Annotated in this window: 22 protein-coding genes; 12 read left to right on the top strand and 10 right to left on the bottom strand. The window is 63.9% G+C overall.

Annotation, left to right across the window (positions count from 1 at the left end):
- Window positions 1-280: 280 nt before the first annotated feature.
- Complete coding sequence (locus AFIC_RS11930; RefSeq protein ID WP_275246453.1) at window positions 281-934, bottom strand: DsbA family protein; 654 nt, start codon at window positions 932-934, stop codon at window positions 281-283.
- A 263-nt stretch (window positions 935-1,197) separates the two neighbouring features.
- Window positions 1,198-1,677 carry a DUF721 domain-containing protein gene (locus AFIC_RS11925; protein WP_275246452.1) on the bottom strand — a complete coding sequence of 160 codons (480 nt, stop codon included), beginning with the start codon at window positions 1,675-1,677 and terminating at the stop codon, window positions 1,198-1,200.
- 116 nt (window positions 1,678-1,793) lie between these two features.
- Between AFIC_RS11925 and mutY the strand changes: the two genes are divergently transcribed.
- From mutY to AFIC_RS11910, 3 genes are all read left to right on the top strand, one after another.
- Window positions 1,794-2,894, top strand: a complete 1,101-nt coding sequence (mutY, locus tag AFIC_RS11920) for an A/G-specific adenine glycosylase (protein ID WP_275246451.1) — start codon at window positions 1,794-1,796, stop codon at window positions 2,892-2,894.
- Between the two features lie 2 nt (window positions 2,895-2,896).
- Window positions 2,897-3,517 carry a glutathione S-transferase family protein gene (locus AFIC_RS11915; RefSeq protein ID WP_275248716.1) on the top strand — a complete coding sequence of 207 codons (621 nt, stop codon included), beginning with the start codon at window positions 2,897-2,899 and terminating at the stop codon, window positions 3,515-3,517.
- Between the two features lie 119 nt (window positions 3,518-3,636).
- Entirely contained in the window at window positions 3,637-4,110 is a 474-nt protein-coding gene (locus AFIC_RS11910) for a hypothetical protein (RefSeq protein WP_275246450.1), read from the top strand.
- Between the two features lie 69 nt (window positions 4,111-4,179).
- Here the strand turns inward: AFIC_RS11910 and AFIC_RS11905 are convergent, their stop codons facing one another.
- Window positions 4,180-5,310: a site-specific DNA-methyltransferase gene (locus tag AFIC_RS11905; protein WP_275246449.1), complete on the bottom strand. Its 1,131-nt coding sequence runs from the start codon at window positions 5,308-5,310 to the stop codon at window positions 4,180-4,182.
- A 386-nt stretch (window positions 5,311-5,696) separates the two neighbouring features.
- On the opposite strand from AFIC_RS11905, the gene ypfJ reads away from it, so the two are divergent.
- Window positions 5,697-6,641 carry a KPN_02809 family neutral zinc metallopeptidase gene (gene ypfJ, locus AFIC_RS11900; RefSeq protein ID WP_275246448.1) on the top strand — a complete coding sequence of 315 codons (945 nt, stop codon included), beginning with the start codon at window positions 5,697-5,699 and terminating at the stop codon, window positions 6,639-6,641.
- Window positions 6,642-6,752: 111 nt separating this feature from the next.
- Complete coding sequence (gene moaB / locus AFIC_RS11895; RefSeq protein WP_275246447.1) at window positions 6,753-7,310, top strand: molybdenum cofactor biosynthesis protein B; 558 nt, start codon at window positions 6,753-6,755, stop codon at window positions 7,308-7,310.
- 1 nt (window position 7,311) lies between these two features.
- Here the strand turns inward: moaB and AFIC_RS11890 are convergent, their stop codons facing one another.
- Both AFIC_RS11890 and AFIC_RS11885 read right to left on the bottom strand, forming a co-directional pair.
- Window positions 7,312-7,884: a glycosyltransferase family protein gene (locus tag AFIC_RS11890; protein WP_275246446.1), complete on the bottom strand. Its 573-nt coding sequence runs from the start codon at window positions 7,882-7,884 to the stop codon at window positions 7,312-7,314.
- Window positions 7,885-8,041: 157 nt separating this feature from the next.
- A complete protein-coding gene (locus tag AFIC_RS11885) occupies window positions 8,042-8,365 on the bottom strand; it encodes a DUF3551 domain-containing protein (protein ID WP_275246445.1) in 324 nt (107 codons plus the stop codon).
- Between the two features lie 118 nt (window positions 8,366-8,483).
- Between AFIC_RS11885 and AFIC_RS11880 the strand changes: the two genes are divergently transcribed.
- From AFIC_RS11880 to AFIC_RS11870, 3 genes are all read left to right on the top strand, one after another.
- Window positions 8,484-9,638, top strand: coding sequence for a PA0069 family radical SAM protein (locus AFIC_RS11880; RefSeq protein WP_275246444.1), 1,155 nt, complete (start codon window positions 8,484-8,486; stop codon window positions 9,636-9,638).
- An 81-nt stretch (window positions 9,639-9,719) separates the two neighbouring features.
- Entirely contained in the window at window positions 9,720-10,496 is a 777-nt protein-coding gene (locus AFIC_RS11875; RefSeq protein ID WP_275246443.1) for a ribonuclease HII, read from the top strand.
- Between the two features lie 66 nt (window positions 10,497-10,562).
- Window positions 10,563-12,068, top strand: coding sequence for a glycosyltransferase family 39 protein (locus AFIC_RS11870; protein ID WP_275246442.1), 1,506 nt, complete (start codon window positions 10,563-10,565; stop codon window positions 12,066-12,068).
- A 111-nt stretch (window positions 12,069-12,179) separates the two neighbouring features.
- Here AFIC_RS11870 and AFIC_RS11865 read toward each other — a convergent pair whose 3' ends face one another.
- Together AFIC_RS11865 and oxlT are read right to left on the bottom strand one after the other, a co-directional pair.
- Window positions 12,180-13,775 (bottom strand): gamma-glutamyltransferase family protein, encoded by a 1,596-nt coding sequence (locus AFIC_RS11865; RefSeq protein ID WP_275246441.1) that lies wholly within the window; start codon window positions 13,773-13,775, stop codon window positions 12,180-12,182.
- Between the two features lie 63 nt (window positions 13,776-13,838).
- Complete coding sequence (gene oxlT, locus AFIC_RS11860; RefSeq protein ID WP_275246440.1) at window positions 13,839-15,134, bottom strand: oxalate/formate MFS antiporter; 1,296 nt, start codon at window positions 15,132-15,134, stop codon at window positions 13,839-13,841.
- A 368-nt stretch (window positions 15,135-15,502) separates the two neighbouring features.
- Here oxlT and AFIC_RS11855 point away from each other — a divergent pair, with 368 nt between their 5' ends.
- Complete coding sequence (locus AFIC_RS11855; protein ID WP_275246439.1) at window positions 15,503-16,192, top strand: GntR family transcriptional regulator; 690 nt, start codon at window positions 15,503-15,505, stop codon at window positions 16,190-16,192.
- 255 nt (window positions 16,193-16,447) lie between these two features.
- The gene (locus tag AFIC_RS11850; protein WP_275246438.1) at window positions 16,448-18,058 is read left to right on the top strand and encodes a glycosyltransferase; all 1,611 of its coding nucleotides are present in this window, start codon (window positions 16,448-16,450) and stop codon (window positions 18,056-18,058) included.
- Between the two features lie 31 nt (window positions 18,059-18,089).
- On the opposite strand, the gene AFIC_RS11845 is transcribed toward AFIC_RS11850, so the two are convergent.
- Complete coding sequence (locus tag AFIC_RS11845; protein WP_275246437.1) at window positions 18,090-19,298, bottom strand: MFS transporter; 1,209 nt, start codon at window positions 19,296-19,298, stop codon at window positions 18,090-18,092.
- Between the two features lie 112 nt (window positions 19,299-19,410).
- Window positions 19,411-20,193 carry an SDR family NAD(P)-dependent oxidoreductase gene (locus AFIC_RS11840; protein WP_275246436.1) on the bottom strand — a complete coding sequence of 261 codons (783 nt, stop codon included), beginning with the start codon at window positions 20,191-20,193 and terminating at the stop codon, window positions 19,411-19,413.
- Between the two features lie 157 nt (window positions 20,194-20,350).
- Between AFIC_RS11840 and AFIC_RS11835 the strand changes: the two genes are divergently transcribed.
- Window positions 20,351-21,235, top strand: coding sequence for an AraC family transcriptional regulator (locus tag AFIC_RS11835; RefSeq protein ID WP_275246435.1), 885 nt, complete (start codon window positions 20,351-20,353; stop codon window positions 21,233-21,235).
- Between the two features lie 8 nt (window positions 21,236-21,243).
- On the opposite strand, the gene AFIC_RS11830 is transcribed toward AFIC_RS11835, so the two are convergent.
- Window positions 21,244-22,062 carry a uracil-DNA glycosylase gene (locus tag AFIC_RS11830; protein WP_275246434.1) on the bottom strand — a complete coding sequence of 273 codons (819 nt, stop codon included), beginning with the start codon at window positions 22,060-22,062 and terminating at the stop codon, window positions 21,244-21,246.
- Window positions 22,063-22,243: 181 nt separating this feature from the next.
- Here AFIC_RS11830 and AFIC_RS11825 point away from each other — a divergent pair, with 181 nt between their 5' ends.
- Window positions 22,244-23,902, top strand: coding sequence for an electron transfer flavoprotein-ubiquinone oxidoreductase (locus AFIC_RS11825; RefSeq protein WP_275246433.1), 1,659 nt, complete (start codon window positions 22,244-22,246; stop codon window positions 23,900-23,902).
- Window positions 23,903-23,923 lie beyond the last annotated feature (21 nt).

Raw genomic sequence — 23,923 nt, 5'->3', positions numbered from 1 at the left:
TGGCGGCCGCGCAAACGGTCCGCCGTACCAATCCATTGCGGATGTCATTCCCATCCGGCGACCGGGAGCAGGAGCGAATCGCCCAAACCCGCCGTTCACGCCGGACAATGGCCAGCGGGCGAGGGCAGGGCAACGCCCGCCCGCCCGTTTCCGGGGGATTCCGGCCGATTTTCCAACGGTTTTACGGCGCTTTTCCCTGTTCCATGAGAAGGAAAAGCGAACAAAAGGTCTCGATACCGCCCGTCCGGAGACGCCGGTTCCAAAGCCGGGTGGAGAGACCTCAGCTCTTGAGCAGCGGGTCGATGATTTTCTTGAAGCCGTCGAACGAGGTCTCGCCCTTCACCAGCGTGCCGTTGATGAAGAAGCTCGGGGTGGAGTCGATCTTCAGCGTCTTGTTGGCGTATTCACGGTCGGCGAGGATGCCCTTCTGCACCGTGAGGTCGTCCTGCACGCAGGACTTGATCATCGCCTCGCTGAAACCAGCCTGCTTGCCGACGCGGTTGATGGTCTGGAACGCCTGGGTCTGCAAATCCGCCTGCTGGTTGAACAGGATGCCGATGATGGCGAAGTACTTGTTCGAATCATCCTTGGCGACGCAGCGCGCCAGCGCGGAGGCCGCGAGCGCGACCTGATCGAGCGGAAATTCGCGGAAGATGAACTTCACCTTGCCGGAGTCGATGTAGGCCGACTTGATCTGCGGGAAGACTTCCTTCTCGAACGCCGCGCAATGCGGGCAGGTCATCGAGGCGTATTCGATGATCGTCACCGGCGCGTCCTTGGAGCCCAGCGTCATGTCGCCAAGCGTGCTCGGCTTGGCGATCTGGGCCGGCTCCTGCGCGACAGCCTGCGAAATCAGTTTCCATGGCGAGACGCCGATCGCGGCAACGGTGCCTGCGAAAGCCAGGGCGGTATTGAAGGTACGGCGCGTGATCATCGCAGGAAACTCCGGAATAGTGTGCGGATGTTGAGTTCGGACCACTAGCTTGAAACCGCAATTGTGGCAATGCCGGGGGCCAGGGTCCCGAATCCGAAGTTCGCCTTATCGTGCAGCAGCTTCCGTAGCGAACTTCGGATTCGAAAGGACACTGGCAAATCTATGATTCTAGTGTGGTTTAGGTTCAGAATTTCGCTTGAAGGACTCGCGGAGAAAATGAAGCGAACTTCTGAACCACCACACTAGGGGCCGCCTGGAAGGCGTCAATTTCGCTTGATCGACGCGCCCAGCCGCGCGATCGCGGTCCGCAGATTGTCGTCGTCCACGGCGTCCAGTTCGCGGGCCTCCTCGGCCACGGCGGCCTCGCTCGGGGGCTTTCTGGTCTTGCGCTTCTGCCGGTGCGCGAGCGGCGCCTGCCGCAGCGCGATCTTGCCGACCGCGTTCCAGCCGAAGAAGCGGTTGACCCGCTCCAGAATGACGGTCGAGGAATGCTGGATTTCCAGCGCGCGCGGCCCTTCCACGCGCAGGATCAGTGTGGCCGGGATTTCGGGCTGGCCTTCGACGGGCCGCTGCCACTGGATTTTCAGGGGCTCCGCATAGGCGGCGATGTCGCGGCCGACGATCTCGCTCCAGCGCGTCACCAGTTCGCGCGAGGCAAAGCCCTGCTTCTTGAAGGCGTCGTTGAATACGCCCGCGAGAAGCGCGGATAACGGCTTGGATGTGAGCGGGCCGGGCTTGCTCATCGGATTTCCGTCATTCCGGGGCGCGCTTTGCGAACCCGGAATCTCGCTGTGGTTTATCTCGACAGATTCCGGGTCCGGACCTTCGGTCCGTCCCGGAATGACGTTATGAGTAGGCTATGACCTTATCAGGCGCGACGGCACGGCGAAACAAAGTCACGGAGAAATCCGCGTCGCGCGCGGAACTGCTGCTCGCGTGGTACGACCGCCACCGCCGGGTGCTGCCATGGCGCGCGCTGCCGGGCGAGACAGCCGATCCCTACCGGGTCTGGCTCTCCGAGATCATGTTGCAGCAGACCACCGTGAAGGCGGTCGGGCCGTACTTCCTGAAATTCATCGCGCGCTGGCCGAATGTCACCGACATGGCGGCGGCGTCGCTCGACGATGTTTTGAGAATGTGGGCGGGGCTCGGCTACTATTCGCGCGCGCGCAATCTCTACGCCTGCGCGGTGACGGTGACGCGCGAACATGGCGGCGCGTTTCCCGAGACCGAGGAAGGACTGCGCGAACTGCCCGGCATCGGTCCCTATACGGCGGCGGCGATCGCCGCGATCGCGTTCGCCCGCCAGACCATGCCGGTCGATGGCAATATCGAGCGCGTGGTGTCGCGGCTGTTCGCGGTGGAAGACGAACTGCCGAAAGCCAAGCCTGAAATTCAGCGTCTCGCCGCGACTTTGCTCGGCCCCTCGCGCGCGGGCGATTCCGCGCAGGCGCTGATGGATCTCGGCGCGACGATCTGCACGCCGAAGAAGCCGGCTTGCGCGCTGTGCCCGCTAAACGACAATTGTCTCGCGCGCACTCGTGGCGAGCAGGAGACATTTCCGCGCAAGGCTCCGAAGAAAACCGGGGCGTTACGGCGCGGTGCCGCGTTCGTGGTGACGCGCGGCGACGAGTTGCTGGTGCGCGCCCGGCCCGAGAAAGGATTGCTCGGCGGCATGACCGAGGTGCCGGGATCGGACTGGCTTGTCGCGCATGATGAGACGAAGGCGCGCGCGCAAGCCCCGGTTCTGAAAAACCTGTCGCGCTGGCGTCGCAAGACCGGGACCGTGACGCACGTGTTCACGCACTTTCCATTGGCGTTGTCCGTCTATGTCGGCAAAGTAGCGCCGCGAACCAAAGCGCCACACGGAATGCGCTGGGTGAAGATCGCGACGCTCACAGACGAGGCGTTGCCGAACGTGATGCGCAAGGTCATCGCGCACGGATTGGGAGAGAAATGAAGATGCTTAAACTTTACTACGGGGTCGGGACGTGCGCGCTGGCGTCGCATATCGCGCTGGAGGAAGCCGGTGCGGATTATAAGGCCGAGCGTATCGACATGAAGGCGAACCAGCAAAATTCTCCGGACTTTCTCTCGATCAACCCCAAGGGCCGGGTGCCCGCGCTGGCGACGGATCAGGGCGTGCTGACCGAGACGCCCGCCATTCTCGCCTTCATCGCGCAGAGCTTCCCCAAGGCGAACCTCGCTCCTTTAAGCGATGCGTTCGCCTTCGCGCAGGTACAGGCCTTCAACAGCTATCTCTGCTCAGGTGTGCACATTTCCCATTCGCACAAGATGCGCGGCGCGCGCTGGGCGAGCGAGGAGACGTCGTTCGAGGACATGAGGCGCAAGGTGCCGGAAAACATGCGCGCGGGCATGGCCATGATCGAGGACAAGATGCTGCGCGGGCCGTGGGTGATGGGCGAGGCGTACACTGTCTGCGATCCTTACCTGTTCACGGTCTCGAACTGGGCCAAGAGCGACGGCGTCGATCTCGCGGAGTTTCCGAAGGTTGCGGCGCATCGCGAGCGGATGAAACAGCGTCCGGCGGTGCAGAAGGCGCTGGATGAGGAGAAGGCCTGAGACCGGCAGCCCGTCGCCTGCCAAATTGTCGCAGTCATCTTTCGACCGGAAAACTTGCTTCCCGGCATCGGCGCATGCTTAGGACGCGCTTTGTTGTTCAGGGCTGGGGAGCCATTTTCATGCGTACGATATTATTGGTTGGGATGGGATTGCTGGTCGCGGGCTGCAACCAGACGACACAGGGGCCGGGTCCGGTGGCATCCGCCTCCGGGACCGCCGCGACCGGATCGGAAGCGTTGCCGCCGATCTACGAACCGCTGGTCGATATGCACCGCGTCAATCCGGAGAAGTATCGCCGCGATCTCGCCGAATGCCGCCAGCAGGCCGCGCCGCAGGAAGCCGCCGCCCGGAAGGCGCGCGATCAGCAGACGGCGGGCACCGCGCTGGCGGTGGCGGGCGCCGCCGCGTCCTTCATCCCGGTCTCGACATTCCGTCAGGCGCACACGCTCGCGAACGCAACCAGCGCGGCCCAGTCGGCCGGCGGCACCATCGCCGAAGGCGGGGCGATCACAGCCGAGCAGGCCACCGCGGACTACGCGCTGGTGGTCAACACCTGCCTCACGCACAAGCGATACCGCCTGCTGCGCGGCTAAATTCGCGAAAGCTAAATAAAAACGGACGCCGCGAGGCGTCCGTTTTTATTTTCAGGAATGTCTTGCGTTTCAGCCCGCCGCCATCTCGCGGCGGATTTCGGCGCGCAGCTCGTCGATCAGCTTGAGGCCTTTCTTGGTCTCGACGTGCCAGAACGACCAGCCGTTGCAGGCTTCCGAACCCTGCGCCACCGCGCCCATGCGATGGATCGAGCCGACCTTGTCGCCGAGCATAATGGCGCCGTCGGCGCGCACCAGAGCGGCATGCTTCTTCTTCGAATCCACGAGTTTCGCGCCGGGCGAGATCATGCCGCGCTCGATCAGTTCGGAGAAGGCCACGCGCGGGGCATCGCGCGCGGTCAGGAACGGAGCAAGCGTCGCTTCCGGGAGCGGCTCGACGGCGGCGATGCGCTTTTCGGCGGCGGCGGCGTAGGTCTTGTCGCGCTCGAAGCCGATGTAGCTGCGGCCAAGGCGTTTCGCGACCGCGCCGGTGGTGCCGGTGCCGTTGAACGGATCGATCACGAGATCGCCGGGCTTCGATGACGACAGCAGCACGCGCGCCAGCAAGCCTTCCGGCTTCTGCGTTGGATGGACTTTCTTGCCGTCCTTGCCCTTGAGGCGTTCATCGCCGGTGCACAGCGGGATCAGCCAGTCGGAACGCGCCTGCACGTCCTCGTTGGCGGCCTTCAGCGCATCGTAGTTGAAGGTGTATTTGGTCGATTCATCGCGCGCGGCCCAGATCATGGTTTCGTGCGCGTTGGTGAAGCGGCGGCCGCGGAAGTTCGGCATCGGATTGGTCTTGCGCCACACGATGTCGTTGAGCACCCAGAATCCGAGATCCTGCATGATCGCGCCGACGCGGAAGATGTTGTGATAGGAGCCGATCACCCAGATCGTCGCGGTCGGCTTCATGATGCGGCGGCAGGCCAGCAGCCATGCGCGCGTGAAATCGTCATAGGCGGCGAACGACGAGAACTTGTCCCAGTCGTTATTCACCGCATCGACATGCGACTCGTCCGGGCGCTTCAATTCGCCCTTGAGCTGCAAATTGTACGGGGGGTCGGCGAACACCAGATCGACGGAGTTCGCGGGCAGTTTCGTCATCTCCGCGACGCAATCGCCGATGACGATGCGCGAGGATGGCGAGGTTTCAAAATTAGTGCGGGGCGCCTTTGCAGACGCCCCGCGACGCGACACAACCATGACTCAAAACCTGACTCAGGCGACGCAGTCGGCGACGCGGGACCAACAAATCCGACTTGTCATCACCATGAATGTCCAAGGTAAAAATCGACTTAACCGCGATGCTTTTTCGGTGCATCGAAAATTTATTCGATCGTCGCGCGATCGGAATCGATTCCATCGTGTGCCGCGCGCGGAGCAGAATGAATGACGCGCGGCGTCGCGGATGGCCATGGCTGAACGCCGCATGCCGGTCGGTCAGTGCACGACAGGGTGCTTTCGATCGACTAGGCAAAAATTGCCGGGGGCGCTAAAATCCCCACCCGAGCGCGGTTGTTGTTGCATCATGCATCAAACGATTCCCGCCATCGGCCGTTATGAGATGCGTGGCCTTAAGGAGAGATGCGATGCGTTATGACGACTTCCGCCGCAGCGACGACATTGACGACCGGCGCGACGACAGTGGCGGCGGTTTCGGCGGCGGAGGCGGGGGCTTCGGCTTTCCGATGGGCGGCGGCGGCCGCCTCGGCATCGGCACGGTGGTGGTGCTCGGCCTGATCGGCTGGGCCGTCGGCATCGACCCGCGCATCCTGATCGGCGGCGCGGAAATCCTCACTGGCGGCGGCGGGCAGGCCCCGAGCTATCAGAGCGACCGGCCGTCCTCGCAGGCCAAGCGTGGTGCACCGACCGACGAGATGGGCAGCATGATTGCCGGCGTGCTCGGCGAGATCGACGACCGCTGGGACGAGATCTTCTCGGCCAGTGGCCGAACCTACAAGGGTCCGCGCATCGTCCTGTTCCGCAACGCCACAAATGGCGGCCGCTGCGGCATGGCGCAATCGGCGATGGGGCCGTTCTATTGCCCGCCCGACCGGCAGATTTTCCTCGACACCGGCTTCTTCCGCGAGATCGAGACCAAGTTCGGCGGGTGTCAGGGCAGCGCCTGCAAGTTCACCGCCGCCTACATCATCGCGCACGAGGCGGGCCATCACATCCAGAACCTGCTCGGCATTCTCGACAAGGCCCACGCGATGCAACAGCAGGCGGGCAGCAAGGCGGAGGCCAACGCGATCCAGGTCAAGGTCGAGTTGCAGGCGGACTGCCTCTCCGGCGTCTGGGTCAATCGCGAGGAGAAGAAGCGGCCGGGCTTCATCGAGTCGGGCGACATCGACGGCGCGCTGCGCACGGCGGCGGCGATCGGCGACGATACGCTGCAACGGAAGATGCAGGGCCGCGTGGTGCCGGATTCGTTCACGCATGGCTCGGCCGAACAGCGCAAGCGCTGGTTCATGACCGGCTACCAGCAGGGCAGCGTGGCGGCGTGCAACACCTTCGGCGCGGGGAACTTGTAAGTGTCATTCCGGAGCGCGAGCATTCGCGAGCGAATCCGGAATCTCACGCCTCATATCGGGATTCCGGATCGGTCCGCGTCGCGAACCGTCCGGAATGACGGATAAAACATCATGACCTCCCTCGATTCATCCAAACCCTTCATCGCGCTGAACATCGCGGTGCTGACGATCTCGGATTCGCGTTCGCTCGCCGACGACAAGTCGGGCGCGACTCTGGCCGACCGCATCACGGCGGCGGGGCATCGTCTCGCCGCGCGCGAGATCGTCACCGATGACGTCGAAAAGATTCAGGCACAGTTGAAGCGCTGGATCGCCGACGATGGCGTCGATGTGGTGGTGACGACGGGCGGCACCGGCTTCACCGGGCGCGACGTGACGCCGGAAGCGGTCGAGCCGCTGTTGGACAAGCGGATGGATGGATTCTCCATCGCCTTCCACATGCTCAGCCATGCCAAGATCGGCACGTCCACGATCCAGAGCCGTGCGACCGCCGGGGTGGCGGGTACGACATTTATCTTCTCGCTGCCGGGATCGCCGGGCGCCTGCCGCGACGGCTGGGACGGCATCCTCGCGCATCAGCTCGATTATCGCACGCAGCCGTGCAACTTTGTGGAGATCATGCCGCGTCTCGACGAGCACTTAAAACGCGGCAAGGCGCAGGCGAAGTAACTCAAGCCGGCACGAATATCCGCGTGCGCAGGATCGCGCGGCCGGAGCGGCCGAGTTTCGACAGCAACTTCGATTCCGCGTGGCGCGCGCCATGCGCGTAACCGCCGAGCCGGTCGTAATGATCGCGCGCGATCAAAAGTCCCTGATTGGAGGACGGCCCCGCGACCGCGCGGGCGATCTGCCGCAGGCCATGTGTGACACCGCCTTCGGCATAGGGCGAACGCGCGTAGCGGAAGACAGCGGCGCGGCGGTGGCCGCTGACGCCGACGCTTTCGATGAACTGCGCGGTCTCGTCGATCCAGCCGGATTCGAGCACCGCGCCGGCATGCAGGAACATCAGCCAGGAGCCTCGCGCGAGCTTGACGCCCGCCGCGATGGCGTCGGCGCGCGAGCCCTCGAACTTCAGAAAGCGGCAGCCCGCGACATCGGCGACGCGCGCGATGTCGCCAGCGCCTCCGCGATCGACCAGCACGACGTCGCGCACCATGCCCGCCGCCGAGCCCGGCACCAGCGCCGAGAGCGTGGCGACCGTCTCGGATTCATTGCCCTGTGTCGGAATCACGATGCTGATCATCGGGGCGCGGCTCCACCGTCAAAAGGAACGGCGATGCCTTAGCACTCCATGCGCGGACAAAGAACCCTGCATCATGCAGGGCACATACGCCATGACGCATGAAAACGGGACGAAGCGATATATCGCTCCGTCCCGTCCGAAAGAGGTGCCTAAAAACTCACCAGCGATAGCCGGGCCCGCCATAGCCGCGATGATAGATCGGGCCGTCATAGCGATTATAGGCCGAACCGAATTCGACCGATGGGCCTTCGATGTAACCATACTCGCCGTCATCGCCGCGCGGGTTGCGCACGCACGAACCGCCCACGCCTTGCGACGACGCCCGGCAGGCGCGGAAACTGTAATACTCGCAGGAACGATAGGTGTTGGGGCTGTCGTTGTCGGTCAGGCAGACCGTGCCGGCCTTCGCGGGCGTCACGCTTGTCGAGGTGAAACCCGCCGCCAGACCGATTGCCGCCGCCGCCAGAAGATATGCCTTCATCGAATCCTCCTCATGAAATGTTCCGCCGGACCGTCAACGCCGGGCAGCGGTGCGAGGTCCGCTGGGGATGTCATAAAAATGTTCTTGTTTTGTTCTGAAGGACGATTATCCTTGAAGCATGAGCAGGGCCATTCAATCCGCGCAGACATCGCCGCCTTCCGCCGCTCCGGCGGCGGGTCTCTCCGATTTCGACCAGATCGGCGTCGCCATCGACGCCGCGCGCCGCCGCGGCCGGGGCGCTCAGACCAACGCCAGCGGACGATATGAGCGCGAAGCCCGCGCCGCCTTCGACGATGGCTGGCAGAGCCTCGACGAACTGCCGCCATTCAAGACCAGCGTCGGGATCGACACCGCCCGCAAGGTGATCTCGCGTAACGACTCCCCCGACATCGGCTTCGATCGTTCGATCAATCCCTATCGCGGCTGCGAGCACGGCTGCGTGTATTGCTTCGCGCGGCCGACCCACGCCTATCTCGGCCTGTCACCGGGGCTCGATTTCGAGAGCAAACTGTTCATGAAGCCGGATGCCCCGGCACTTCTCGAAAAGGAACTGACGGTCTCGGGCTATGAGCCGCGCACCATGGCGATCGGCACCAACACTGATCCGTATCAGCCGATCGAGCGCGAGCACAAGATCATGCGCGGGATTCTCGAGGTGCTGGAGAAGACCGGCCATCCGGTCGGCATCGTCACCAAATCGGCGCTGGTCGTGCGCGATATAGATATCCTTTCGCGGATGGCGGAAAGGAATCTCGCCAAGGTAGCGATCTCGGTGACCTCGCTCGATCCGAAACTCGCGCGCAGCATGGAGCCACGCGCCTCGACGCCGCCCAAACGGCTGGAGGCGCTGCGGCAACTCTCGGCGGCGGGCATTCCGACCGTGGTGATGACCGCGCCGCTCATTCCGGCACTCAACGATTCGGAGATGGAGCGCATTCTCGATGCCGCCGCCCATGCCGGCGTGAAGGAGGCGAACTACACGCTGCTGCGGCTGCCGCTCGAGGTGCGCGACCTGTTCCGCGAATGGCTGATCGCGAATTACCCGGACCGTTACCGCCACGTCTTCACGCTGATCCGCGACATGCGCGGCGGCAAGGATTACGACTCGCAATGGGGCACGCGGATGAAGGGCACCGGCCCGATGGCGTGGATGATCGGCCGCCGCTTCGAGATCGCGTGCGAACGGCTGGGGCTGAACCGCAAGCGGGTGAAGCTCTCCACCTCGCATTTCGTGCAGCCGGAAAAAAGCGGTGAACAGTTGGATTTGTTTTGAATTGAAGGCCCGTGCTGAATAGCGGGCACATCTGCCAGGTTCCGGCTTGCCGTACCCGGCGGTTCGTTTCAGTGTCCGGTCATGAGTCGGATCAAATCCTCCGCAACCACGAAAGTCCCCGCGAAACCTGCGAAGGCCAAGACCAAGGCTAACGCCGCGATGCGTCCGAGTTTCGAGCGCGAACATGCGCTGATGAAGCAGGGCGTCTGGCCGGTGGCGGGATGCGACGAAGTGGGGCGCGGGCCGCTCGCGGGGCCGGTGGTCGCCGCCGCCGTGATTCTCGATCCCGATCGAATCCCCAAAGGCATCGACGATTCCAAGCGCCTCACCATGGAGGCGCGCGAGGCGCTGTTCGATGAAATCTGCGCCACTGCATTGGTGTCGGTCGCCGCCGCGCCGCCGTGGCGGATCGACCGTGACAACATCCTGCGCGCCTCGCTGTGGGCGCTGGCGCGCGCGGTGCGGGGTTTGCCGCAAGCGCCGCGCCATGTGTTCGTGGACGGCCGCGACAGGATCGATGTGCCATGCGGCTGCGAGCCTGTGATCGGCGGCGACGGTCTGCTGCTGTCGATCGGCGCGGCCTCGATCGTGGCGAAGGTGACGCGCGACCGCCTGATGTGCAGGTTGGCGCAAGCGCATCCCGAATACGGTTTCGATTCGCATATGGGCTACGGCGTGCCCCGGCATCTCGAAGCCTTGCGGCAGCATGGCCCGACGCCGCACCACCGGCGGCATTTCGCGCCCGTGGCTGCGGCCCATGCCAGGCTGAACGGCGTGGCAGTTCCGGCCGATCTGTCCCTGCCTGAAGTGACGGAAACCGTGATCGCGGCGGAGGAGGCGGCCGTTCAGGTTGCCTGATCCGGCGCGGGCCTTTATCAAGAGCTGAACGGTCTTTTTGCCCTCCCGCCCCGGTTCGTCCGCGCGATGCGCTTCACCTCCCTGATCGTCGAACTCGTCCGCGCCAAGCCGCGCTGGATTCTCTGGAGCGCCGTGCTCGCGCTGGCGCTGCTGTGGCTGTTGGTGCCGGCGGCGCTCTATCTCAGCCCGCCCGGCGACGCGCCGACCGTGCTGGCGTTCGGCCGCGAGTATCAGGTCGGCACCGCGCTCGGGCCGCCGCTGTCGTTCTGGCTCGCCGACATCGCGTTCCGTGCCGTCGGCGGTTACGCCTTCGGCGTGTATCTGCTGGCGCAGATCTGCTTCGCGGTGATGATGGGCGCGGTGTTCATGCTCGCGCGCGCGCTGGTCGGCGCGCAGCAGGGCGTGCTTGCGGCGCTGCTGACGCTGGCCATCGCGGCCTTCAGTTTTCCGGGACTGGAATTCGGCCCCGACGTGCTGGCGCGGCCGCTCTGGGCGCTGACGCTTCTGCATGCATGGCGGGTGATCGGCGAGCGGCAGCGCGGCGCGTGGTTCGCGCTGTCGATCGAGATCGGGCTGTTGTTCCTCACCACAGCGATGGCGCCGGTGCTGCTGGCTCTGCTCGCGATCTTCGCGCTGGCGACCTCGCGCGGGCGCGCGGCGTTGCGCTCGATCGATCCGTTATATGGCGCGCTGGTGATCGCGGTCATCGCGTTGCCCTATATGATCTGGCTGGCGCGCAACGGCGCGGCATTGCCTCGCCCCGCGCTCCTTTCGCTCGAGGCCTATGCGTGGCAGTCGGGCGGGCTGTTCGGCGCGCTCATGTTGTCGGCGCTCGGCGTCGTGGCGCTCGTTGCGGCGAACGCGCGCATCTTCGATCGCAAAAGCGAGGACGCACCCGCGATCTTCCGCCCGCCGGTCGATCCGCTGGCGCGGCTATTCGTGGTGTTCTTCGGAGCCTTGCCGCCGTTGTTGTTCACGCTGGCGTCGCCAGTCTTCGGGTTCGATCATGTCGCCGGGGGCGAGGGCGTCGCGCTGATGCTGATCGGCCTTCTCGCCGTCATCCTGGGAGGTGACCTGATTTACCTGCGCCGCCAGCAGGTGCTGCGCACGATCTGGCTGCTGGCGCTGGCCGCGCCCGTGATCGTGGTCCTGACGACGGTGTTCGTGCAGCCATGGACCGACGCCACGGAGGCGCAGACCTCGCTGCCCGCGCGCGCGATGGGAAAATTCTTCGCCGACAATTACAGGCTGCGGACCAACCGTCCGCTGCCAGCCGTCGCCGGCGATCCGCAGATCGCATCGCTGATCGGTCTCGGCGCGCCGACGCGGCCGCAGGTGCTGTTCTCGAATCTTGGCAAGACGCCGTGGGTGGACGCAGCCACCATCAACACCGGCGGCGGTCTTGTCGTCTGGCGCGCGCACGATACGGTCGGCGCGCCGCCGGAGGCGATTGCGAAAATGTTTCCCGGTCTTGCCGCCGAAGTGCCGCGCACCTTCGATCGCCTGATCGAGGGGCGGCTGGAGCCGTTGCGGATCGGCTGGGGCGTGGTGCGTCCGGTCGCTCCGAAATAGAACTTTTTCATTCGCGGGCGAAGCAACCCGGATGGGGTAGGTCCAGCCGGATTGCTTCGCCGCACGCATCCGCAACAGTGCAGCCGCGCGCTGCGCCGTTGCGGATGAACTTCAGAAGCCCGCGACGCCGCCGTTGCTGCGCGGATCGCTGCCGCCTTCGAGCACGCCGTTGGCGAAGCGCGCGATGCCGCCGGCATGGCCGACGATCTCGTCGAAGTCCTCGACCATCTCGACCTCGTGTCCCAGCGCCTCGAGCTTGCGGCGGGTTTCTGCCGGAAAGCGTCCCTCCAGCTTCAGGCTGTCGGTGTCGTCGCCCCATGTGCGCCCCAAGAGCCAGCGCGGCGCGGTGATCGCGGCCTGCATGGTCTGATTGTAGACGGCGTAGCGCGTGAACACGGCGGCCTGCGTCTGCGGCTGGCCGTCGCCGCCCATCGTGCCGTAGACCATGACGCGCCCGTCGTTCAGCCGCGCGAGCGCGGGATTGAGCGTGTGGAACGGTTTCTTGTTCGGCGCCAGCGCGTTGATGTGTTTGGAGTCGAGCGAGAACGAGCAGCCGCGATTCTGCCAGTTGAGGCCGGTCTCCGACAGCACGAGGCCGCTGCCGTATTCGTGATAGATGCTCTGGATGAAGGAGACCGCGCGGCCTTCGCCGTCGATCACGCCCATCCACACGGTGTCGGCGGGGCCCTTGCCCTGACCCCACGGCAGCGCCTTCTCCATGCTGATGGCGGCGCGCAGCTTGTCCAGATGTTCGGGCGCGAGGAACGATTGCGGATCGTCGCGCATGAAAGCGGGATCGGTGATGTGGCTGTCGCGGATCAGGAAGGCCTGCTTGGTCGCCTCCACCACGCAGTGGATGTATTCCGCGCTGTCCGGGCCGAAGCGGTTGATGTCGAGGCGATCGAGCAGGCCGAGGATGATGAGCGAGACGAGGCCCTGCGTCGGCGGCGTCATGTTGTAGATCTTGCCGAGGCTGTGCGCGAGTTCGAGCGGCTTGCAAACCGTCGCGCGATATCTCGCGAGGTCGTCGGCCGACACCGGACTGCCGAGCGCTTTCAGCTCCTTTGCGATGCTGGCGGCAAGGCGGCCGCGATAGAAACTGTCGAGGCCGTCATCGGCCAGCGCCTTCAGCGTTTTGCCAAGCTGCGGGAGCCGCAGCCGCTCGCCGGGCTGGGGCACCTCGCCGCCCACGAGGAAAGTTTCCGCGAAGCCGGGCAGCGATTTCAGTTCGCCGAGCTTCTTGGCGGTGGTGACGGTCTGCGAGCGCGTCACTGGAATGCCGTCGTGAGCATAAAAAATCGCGTTTTCCAGCAACCGTCCGAGCGGCAGGCGGCCGCCCCATTCCCTGCTGATGTCGAGCGCGGCCTGCCAGCCGCCGATGGTGCCCGCGACCGTGTTGGCGGCGTCCGGTCCACGCGATGGAATCTTCGCGCAGCCTTTCGCGGTGTAATAGTCGATGGAAATGCCGCCTGCCGCCGCGCCGCAGGCCTCGATGGCGACCACGGGCTGGCCGGGGCACGAAATCGTCCAGAAGCCGTCGCCGCCGATGCTGTTCATGTGAGGATAGACCACCGCGATGGTGGAGGCTGCCGCGACCATGGCTTCGATGGCGTTGCCGCCCGAGCGCAGAATATCGACCGCGGCCTGCGCGGCCAGTGCGTGAGGAGCCACGGCCATGCCGCGGGTGGAGCGAACAGTCTGGAGCATCTTTCAACCTGATCCTTTTAGCGTGAAGAGGCCGGGGCAGGTGAGCGCCCCGGCCGATTGTCGTCAAGCAGTGGCGAGCGCGGCCGCCTGCGCATTACGTGCAAGATGGGTGGCCCGCATCCGTTTCAGCACGAAGATCGCAAGCAGGGCCGTCGTGATATCCATCGTGATCGCGACGCCGAACACAACATGCCACGAAAGCGTCGCCTGATAGAGCAGGGCCGCGATCGGGCCGCCGAGCACGGAGCCCACGCCCTGCGCCATGTAAAGGAAGCCGTAATTGGTGGTGGCATCCCTGGTACCGAAGGTATCCGTCAGCGTCGACGGGAACAGCGAGAAGATCTCGCCCCAGCCGAAGAACACCACGCCCGAGAGCAAAACGAAAGCCAGCGGGTTGTGCGCATAGGCGAGCCAGATGGTCATCGCGATACCTTCAAGACCGAAGGCGATCGCCATGGTGTTTTCGCGGCCGATCCGGTCCGACACCCAGCCGAAGAAGGGGCGGGTGACGCCGTTGGTGATGCGATCGACGGTGAGCGCAAGCGGCAACGCGGCGAGGCCGAAGACGAGGGCATCCTTGACGCCGAAATCCTTGGCGAACGCGCCCATCTGCGAAATCACCATCAGGCCCGAGGTGGACATCATGGTCATCATCACGAACAGAAGCCAGAAGATCGGATTGCGCAGCATTTCCCGCGGGGCGTAGTTGCGGGTGCTCTGCATCAGTCCGCGTTCCTCGGCGTCCGGTGCGGTGAAGGCAATGGATTTCTCGGGGCGGCGCATGAAGATCGCCGCGAGAATGCCCACGATGCCGAAGACGATGCCGAAGGTCACAAGCGTGCTCGACAGACCGTTGCTCTTGAGGCTCGTGGAGATCGGCAAGGTGGTCAGGATCGCGCCGAAGCCGTAGCCCGCCGCGACAAGGCCGGTGGCGAGACCACGCTTGTCAGGAAACCACTGCACCATCATGCCGACGACGCCGATATAGATGATGCCGGTGCCGAGGCCGCCGAACAGACCATAGGTCATATAGAGACCCGTCAGCGTCGTGACATTCGCGGCCAGCACCCAGCTCAGGCCGGTGAGAATTGCGCCGACCGACAGCAGCAGACGGGGACCGAAGCGGTCGATGAGGTATCCCTGCGCCGGCGAGAAAAAGGTCTGTAGAACGATCAACAGTGAGAAAGTGACCTGGATTTCAGCGAGCGAAACCCGCAGCTTTTCCGTCAACGGTCCGGTGAACAGCGCCCAGACATATTGCGGGCTGGAGATCGCCATCATCGCGATCATGCCGAGTAGCAATTGAAACCATCTCGAAGGGGATGGCGCCGATGAGGCCTGCGTATTCGTCGTCGTCATTTTTACCGCTCCCTTTGTTGTGAATAGGTCGTTTCCGCCGGTGCCTTGCTTGTTGTTATGTTTCTGGTATGTCAGAGACATACGATTATGGCAGAAAGGAAACAACAAACAAGAGCCCCTTTGGCTGGGCACTGGATCGCCCGCCCGGCGTCCACAGGGCTTCAAGCAGGAAGCAGGCCAGCGTGGGCGTGGGGCGTATTGAACGTTGGTCGGAGAAGCCCTAAGCGTGCATTCCGGCAGGTGGCTGAAAGCGCCGGCTGCGATTCCCGCGGGGGCGGGATATGATTCGTCCGGCGGGATTTGCGGCCGCAATGTCCCGGCGATCTTTTCTTCAGCCGCAATGAGCGCGCGCACTTATGATGCAGCCCATGAATCGCCCCAGCAGTCTTCCCGACGTTTCCGACAACGACGACGAGCCGCAGTCGCGTATCGCCTATCGCCTGATCGAGGCGATGATCGTCACGCACGAACTGCCGCCCGGTTCACGCATTTCCGAGGCGTCGCTGAGCGCCAAGCTCGGCATCGGCCGCACGCCGATCCGCGAGGCGCTCCAGCGTCTGTCGTTCGAGGGCACGGTGAAGATCGTGCCGCGCTCCGGGGCGTTCGTGTCGGAGATCGATCTCGTCGATCAGCTCGCGATGATCGAGGTCCGCAAGGGTATCGAGAACGTGCTGGCGGGCCGCGCGGCGCGGTTCGCGGGCGAGGTCGAGCGCAAGCGGTTTCGCGAACTGGCCTTGATGTTCGAGAAGTCCGCCGCAAGGAATGACGGTCATATTTTTGTCGAGGCCGACCGCGAATTCAATTCGCTGATCGTGGCGACCGCGCGCAATAAATATGCAGCCCAGGCGATCACCCCGATCGAGGCGCAGACGCGGCGGTTCTGGTACGTGCATTTCAAGCAGTTCGGCGATTTGCAGCGCGTCTGCACGCTGCATGCCTTCGTGGCGCGCCGGATCGCGGAGAATGATGAAGCGCGCGCGCGCGAAGGCTCCGACAAGATCGTGGACTACGCCGAGGAGTACACCCGCAAGACCTTGATGTTCTTCGGGATGGGGTAGACGGCCCCCGGTCCCGTTGCAGCCGCGACATGCGCGGGGCAAGGGAAAAGTGAGTTTTCCGATTGTGGCGGGAACCAAACCGGATAAGGTTCGGGCGGATTTTGATTGCGCCCGAAATCAAATCCGCCACCCGATCCACGCTTGCCCCAAATCGATCATGCTTCTGGCCCTCGGCCAGGGGTCGATTGATCCGGAAATCGTCCAACAATGATCATGCGGAAAATTTGGCGGGAGGTATTTCGGCCCGTCAGGAGGATGCTTGCGGCGGAGGCCGACCTCGCGGTGTCGCGGGCTGTCGGGACATCCAACACGCAGGCACTGCGCGATTTGCAGGCAGATGAGCGATTCAATCGTCAGGCGCTGCACGATATTGCGTCGATCCTGTTCGGGGGCCCGGGGGTATCGGAGCATGCGGGGCAGGACGCCGTGGGATTGGTCATTCCCACTTGCGACCGGCCGCAAAGTCTCAGGCGGGCGCTGGCCTCGGTGGCGGCGCAGAGCCGCCGGCCGGACAAAGTGATTGTGGTCAATGACGGTCAGGAGCGGATCGAGAATATCGTCCTTGAATTTTCCGGACGTCTTGCGATTTCCGTTCTCCACACCGGACATCCCTACAGCGGTCCGTCCGCCGCCCGGAATCTCGCGCTCGATATGCTCGATACGCCGCTGGTGGCGTTTCTGGACGACGACAATCTGATGTGGCCGCGATGGGTAGAACGGGCGGCTGCATTTCTGGAATCCGATCCGAAGATCGACATTATCTACGGTGTGCAGCTTCGCGACGCTGAATTCTCGAGGACCACGAAGAACTGGTTTCTCGTACCCTTCGATTTCGAGGAATTGAAGAAGGGCAATTACATCGATCTCAATCAGCTCATGCACCGTAAGAGCGTCACCCGATTCGATCCGCTTTTGAAGCGCCTGGTCGATTGGGACTATGTCCTGCGGCTTATTGATTCCCGGCCGGACAGGATCGTTCCGGTCGATGCCATTTCGTCTCTCTATCTGGCTTCGGGTTTCGACCGGATCTCCGTCGCTCTCTGGCCGCCGGATAATGGCCGCAGCATCGCTGAGCGGGAAGGCGCGGCTGGCGCTGCGCTTCCGGCCGGTGCTCGCGTTTGCAGTTGTTGCAATTTCACCGGAAATTTTCTCCCCGGTCCCGACGGCCGTCCGAACGCGGGCTGTCCGCAATGCGGGTCGCTCGAAAGGCATCGCTTCCTTCAACTCATGGGACCCTTGCTGCGCAGCAGATGGGTTCCTGAAACGCGGCCGTTCGAACGCGCCGCTTTGGTCGAGGTGGCCCCGTCCTCTGCAACCCTTCCGTTTCGCCGCCTGTTCGGAAACTCAAAAACGGTCGATGCCGATCCGCAGGCGGATGGCCGCGTGGTCGATATCGTCGCGTCGCTGACCGAGCTGCCTTTTCCCGGCGAATACGCGGATGTTCTGCTTGCGCTGCATGTGCTCGAACACATTCCGGACGACAGGAAGGCGATGGCCGAGATCGCGCGGGTTCTGGCGCCGACGGGAGTCGCGGTTTTGCAGGTCCCCTTGTCGGATCGCGATGCGACCGATGAAGCTGTTCTGGATACGCCCGAGGAGCGGGTCGCCCGTTACGGGCAGGCGGATCACGTGCGTCTCTATGGAAAGGATTTCCTTGCGAGGCTGAACGAAGCCGGTCTGACCTGTGCCGCTGTAAGCCCCCGCGATTCCATGTCTTCCGTAAGCATAGAGAGTTACGGTCTTCTTCCGGATCAGGCGCTTGTCTTCGCGGTGCGCCTCGATGCCCCGCGCGCCAGGGAATGCCTCGAGTATTTCGTCTCCTCGCTCACGCGGCAGACATGGACCGGCCAGCCGGGCAAGGCATGAGGCTATCGGTTCTGGCGGCTCGCCCCGGAGCCTAAAGCGAAGGCGCGCGGCGGCGCATGACGTGGGCAACGCCGAGGCAGATCAGCGCCACCGCGACCGGCGGAAACACCACGGCATTGACGATGGTCCAGCCGAAATCGGCCAGCAATTGCCCCGAGGCGAACGAGCCGATCGCCATCATCCCGAACACCAGAAAGTCGTTGAACGCCTGCACCTTGTTGCGTTCCTCGGGCCGGTGAGTCTGCACCACCAGCGCGGATGCGCCGATGAAGCCGAAATTCCACCCCATCCCGAGCACGATCAGCATCACCCAGAAATGCATCGGCGTGATGCCCGACATGCCGATGGCGGCCGCTGTCGCTTCAAGCGCGAGTCCGATCGCCACGATCACCGGCGCGCCAAACCGCGCGATCAGGGAGCCTGTGAAGAAGCTCGGCCCGTACATCGCCACGATGTGCCACTGAATGCCGAAATTGGAATCGCTGATCGGCAATCCGCACAAGCGCATCGCCAGCGGGGCGGAGGTCATCACCAGATTCATCATGGTATAGGCCACGGTGCCGCACAAAGCAGCGGCGATGAAATCGCGCTGGCCGATGATCGCGGTGAGCGGACGGCCGCGATGAAGATCGGTTTTGGCGGGGCGCGGCGCATGCACGGTGGACAAAACCGCCATCGCCACCAGTGCGACGGCAGCCTGGATGACGAAACTCGCCGCGAACAGATGCGGCGCCCAGAAGTCCATCGTCCATTGCACGAGCTGCGGGCCGAGCACGCCCGCGAAGATGCCGCCCGCGAGCACCCATGAGATCGCCTTCGGGCGGAAGGCTTCGCTCGCCCCGTCGGCGGCCGCGAAGCGATAGGAAAGCGCCACGGAGGCGTAAAGACCGCCGCAGAAAGTGGCGATGCAGAACAGCGGAAATGATTTCAGAATGATGGCGATCGCCGCCAGCGCGCCGCAGATCGCACCGAAACCCGCCCCGATCAGGAAGGCGATGCGGCGGCCATAGGTGCGCGACACCCATCCGGTCGGCAGCGTGCCCACCGCCATGCCGACCACGTAGATCGACAGCGGCAATGTCGCCAGCGACATGTTGGGCGCGATCGCGGCCCCGACGATCGAGCCGGTGGCGAAGATCACGGCGGTGTTCGCGCCGGTCAGTGCCTGGGCGACCGCCAGACGGGCCACATTTGAATGGACCTTGTGGTCGTCACGAACTTCGCTGGTGATCGCTGTCATGGCTGTTCCGGCGGCATGGAGAATGATTTTCTCGCATGTTCGGCCGGAACAGAACAGACGTGTCGCCGCGAAGACCCCCTATGCATTTTCGCAGGGCGTTCGCGGTTTGCGATCAGACGAAGATACCGCCCGAGACTTCGATACGCTGGCCATTGATCCAGCGATTGTCCTCGGACAGCAGCGAGGCGATCATCGGCCCGATGTCGTCGGGCACGCCGACGCGGCCGAGCGCGGTGAGGTTCGCCACCTCGCGGTTGATGCCGGCATTGTCGCGGATGTAACCGCCGCCGAAATCGGTCTCGATGGCGCCGGGCGCAACCGTGTTGACCGCGATTTGCCGTGGCCCGAGTTCCTTGGCGAGAAAGTGCGTCAGCACTTCGATCGCGCCCTTGGTCGCGCCATAGGCGGAGTAACCCGGCATGCTGAAGCGGGCGAGGCCGCTCGACAGGTTGACGATGCGTCCGCCGTCCGCGATCAGCGGCAGCAGCGTCTGCGTCAGGAAGTACACGCCCTTCAGGTTGATGTTCATCATGAGGTCGAAATCGGCCTCCGTGGTTTCCGCGAACGGTTTGCTGATGCCGATGCCCGCATTGTTGACGAGATAATCGAACCGCGATGCGCCCCGATTGTCCTTGAGGGCGGCTTTCAGGCGTGCGGCGAAGTCGGGGAAGGTCTTGATCGCGCCGGTGTCGAGTTGCAACGCGGCGGCGTTGCGGCCCAGCTTTCCGATGGCCGCGACGGTGGTATCCGCCTCTGCCTGATTCGCGTGATAGGTGATGATGACATCCACGCCCTTCCGGGCAAGGCTCAACGCGGTGTTGTGGCCGAGCCCACGGCTGCCACCAGTGATGAGGGCGATCTTAGTATTTGTATTATCGATGTTTTCTTTAGTCATCGGTCTCTCCTGACGAAGCATTGGATGGCCGCCATCTAGCCGCCCATGCCTCACCGGCGAAATATCCGGGCCTCCGGGTTTATTGCCTGATCCTCCAAATCCACTTTGCGCGGCAATCAAGGCCGCCTATCTTGCGCGGCATACAGGGAAGGCATTCATGACCCCGCTCCAGCAGAGCATCGCCCGCCACATCGATGCGGTCAGTCACGAGGACGGTTTCTTCGAGACCGCCATCAATGAACTGATCCTCACACGGTCCACCACGGAAACGCTGCCGCATCCGGTTCTCTACAAACCGGCTTTGTGCGTCGTCGCGCAGGGGGCCAAGCGGACGCTGCTCGACGGAGACGCCATCGCTTATCAGGACATGCAGGCGCTGGTGGTGACGGCGGAGATGCCGATCCGCAGCGGCATCACCCGCGCGAGCAAGGCCGTGCCTTATCTCGGACTGATCCTCGAATTCGATCTGCGGCTGCTCGGCGAGGTGCTTGAGGAATTCAACGATCCGCCGAAGCCTGCGAGGCGTGGTCCGGCATTGCTGGTGCATGATATTCAAGGTGCGCTGGCCGACAGCGTGCTGCGGCTCGTCAATCTGCTCGATATGCCTGGAGCGATTCCGGTGCTGGCGAAATCCGCGATGCGCGAGATTTATTTCTGGCTGCTGAGCGGGCCTCATGGAGCGAGCATCAGCCGTCTTGCGACGCCCGACAGTCACACGGAACGGTTGAGCAGGGCGATCCATCTGTTACGCGAGAATCTCGCGCGTTCGATCTCTGTCGACGAACTGGCCGCCGCCGCGAAGATGAGTCCGTCCTCGTTCCACCAGCACTTCAAGGTGCTGACCTTGCTGACGCCGCTGCAATACCAGAAGCAATTGCGGTTGCTGGAAGCGCGGCGGCTGATGCTCGCCGATGCGGTGACCGCGACGACAGCGGCCTATCGCGTCGGTTATGAAAGTCCCTCGCAGTTCAGCCGCGAATATGCCCGCATGTTCGGCGCGCCGCCGCGCCGCGACGTGGCGGTGATGCGGACGATCGCCTGAGGCGGGGTTTAAGTTTTCGTGGCTGCCGCCAGCGCGGCCTGGATCGTGCGCAGGTCCTGCCACGTCATCCGCTTGTAGATCGGCTGGCGCAGCAGATAGGCCGGATGGAAAGTCGCCATCGCGCGGATGGTGCGGGAGCCTGTGTCGTAGTCGAACCAGCGGCCGCGCGTCCTCATGATGCCGTCCTTGAGGTCGAGCACCGCCTGCGACGACGGCTTGCCGAGACACACCACGATGTCCGGATCGACCAGTTCGATCTGCCGCTTGATGAAGGGCAGGCACATCTGCGTCTCGTGCGGGGAGGGATCGCGGTTGCCCGGTGGCCGCCATGGAATGACGTTGGCGATATAGGCTTTGGTGCGGTCGAGCCCGATGGCCGCCAGCATCAGATCGAGCAGCTTGCCAGAACGGCCGATGAAGGGAATGCCTTGCAAGTCTTCGTCACGGCCGGGCGCTTCGCCGACGAACATGATGCGGGCCTGCGGATTGCCGTCGCCGAATACCAGTTTCGTCGCGGTGGCCTTCAGCGCGCAGCCGTCGAACTGTTCGAGCAGGCCGCGCAGTTCGTCCAGCGTCTTCGCCTTCGGGGCAAGCTCGCGGGCTGATTCGATGGCGGCATCGGGCGCGGGCGCGAGGTCCGGCTGCGGCGTTGCGGGAAAGGCGGCGGGCACCGTCGTCAAGGGTGCGATACGTTGTGGCGCGGGTACAAATTCCGCCTCGACCTCGGACAGGCGGTCGGATGGCTCCTCGGCCAGCGCGCAATCGACCCCGGCTTCCAGATAGAAAGCCAGCAATTCATGCGGGGTCGGGGGGCGCTCTGAGATCATGGGGCCAGTGTAAAACGTCTGTCGCGGGAAGAAGAGTCCCTATTTGCCGTTTCACCTGGCGGTCCATGACGTGCGCACAGGTCCCATGATTTTCAGCGGGGTTGTCCTGTTTGCGAAAATCGTCCAAGGCTTTTTAGACCTATTCCATCCCAGCTTGCCCGCAGGATCAGCCGAGCCCCACATGAACGATGAGCCGCAGCCCCGCGACTCCATGGAGTTTGATGTCGTCATCGTCGGCGCGGGCCCCGCAGGGCTCAGCGCCGCGATCCGTCTCAAGCAGATCGAGCCCGCGCTCAGCGTGGTGGTGATTGAAAAAGGCTCCGAGGTCGGCGCGCACATCCTGTCCGGCGCGGTGATCGATCCGGCGGGACTCGACGACCTCATTCCCGAATGGCGCGACGAAGACGACTGCCCGCTGAAAACCCGCGTCAGCGAAGACCGCTTCGCCTGGATGACGGCCGGTGGCGAAATCAGGCTGCCGAATATCCTGATGCCGCCGCTGATGAACAATCATCATTGTTACATCGGCTCGCTCGGCGATTTGTGCCGCTGGCTCGGCACGCGCGCCGAAGCGCTCGGCGTGGAAATCTATCCGGGGTTTGCCGCGACCGAGATCGTCTATGGCGAGCATAACGAAGTGCGCGGCGTCGCCACCGGCGACATGGGCGTGGCGCGCGACGGCTCGCACAAGGCTTCATTCACGCGCGGCATGGAATTGCTCGGCAAGTACACCCTGTTCGCGGAAGGCGCGCGCGGCAGCCTGACCAGGCAACTGATCGCCCGCTACGCGCTGGACAGCAGCAGCGAGCCGCCGAAATTCGGCATCGGGCTCAAGGAAGTCTGGCAGATCGACAAGGCGAAGCATCGCCCCGGCCTTGTGCGCCATTCGTTCGGCTGGCCGCTCGGCAACAAGACCGGCGGCGGATCGTTTCTCTATCACTATGGCGAGAATCTCGCCGCCATCGGCTTCGTCGTTCATCTCAATTACGACGATCCGTATCTGTCGCCGTTCGAGGAATTCCAGCGCTTCAAGACCCATCCGTCGATCCGTCCCACGCTCGAAGGCGGCAAGCGGCTGTCTTACGGCGCGCGCGCGATCACCGAGGGCGGGTTTCAGTCCGTGCCGCGGCTGACCTTCGCCGGTGGCGCGCTGATCGGCTGCGCCGCGGGATTCGTCAACGTGCCGCGCATCAAGGGCGTCCATAACGCGATGCGCAGCGGCATGATTGCCGCGGAGCATGTCACGGACGCGCTGGCGGAAGGCCGGGCGAACGACGAGCTTGTGCAATATGAGAGCGGCTGGCGGCTGTCATCGGTCGGGCGCGATCTCAACCGCGTGCGCAACGTCAAGCCGCTGTGGTCGAAATTCGGCACCGTGCTCGGCGTCATGCTGGGCGGCCTCGATATGTGGATGCAGACGCTGCTCGGCCTTTCGCTGTTCGGCACGCTGAGCCACGGCAAGACCGATGCCGCGAGCCTGCATCCGGCAGGCGACTACAAGCCGCGCGCGGCATGCAAGCCCGACGGGCAGGTGACGTTCGACAGGTTGTCCTCGGTGTTTCTGTCCAACACCAATCACGAGGAGGATCAGCCGGTCCATCTCAAGGTGCTGAACATGGCGTTGCAGAAATCGTCCGAGCACGATGTGTTCGCCGGGCCCTCGAATCGCTATTGCCCCGCGGGCGTCTACGAATGGCTCGATGAGACGGACGGCCCGCGCTTTCAGATCAACGCGCAGAACTGCGTCCACTGCAAGACCTGCGACATCAAGGATCCGAACGCCAATATCGTCTGGGTGCCGCCGGAAGGCGGCGGCGGACCGAACTACCAAGGCATGTGAACGGCTGGCGATTGTACAGGG

The organism is [Pseudomonas] carboxydohydrogena, assembly GCF_029030725.1.
Classification (GTDB): Bacteria; Pseudomonadota; Alphaproteobacteria; order Rhizobiales; family Xanthobacteraceae; genus Afipia; species Afipia carboxydohydrogena.
This window is presented reverse-complemented; position numbering and strand designations above follow the sequence as displayed.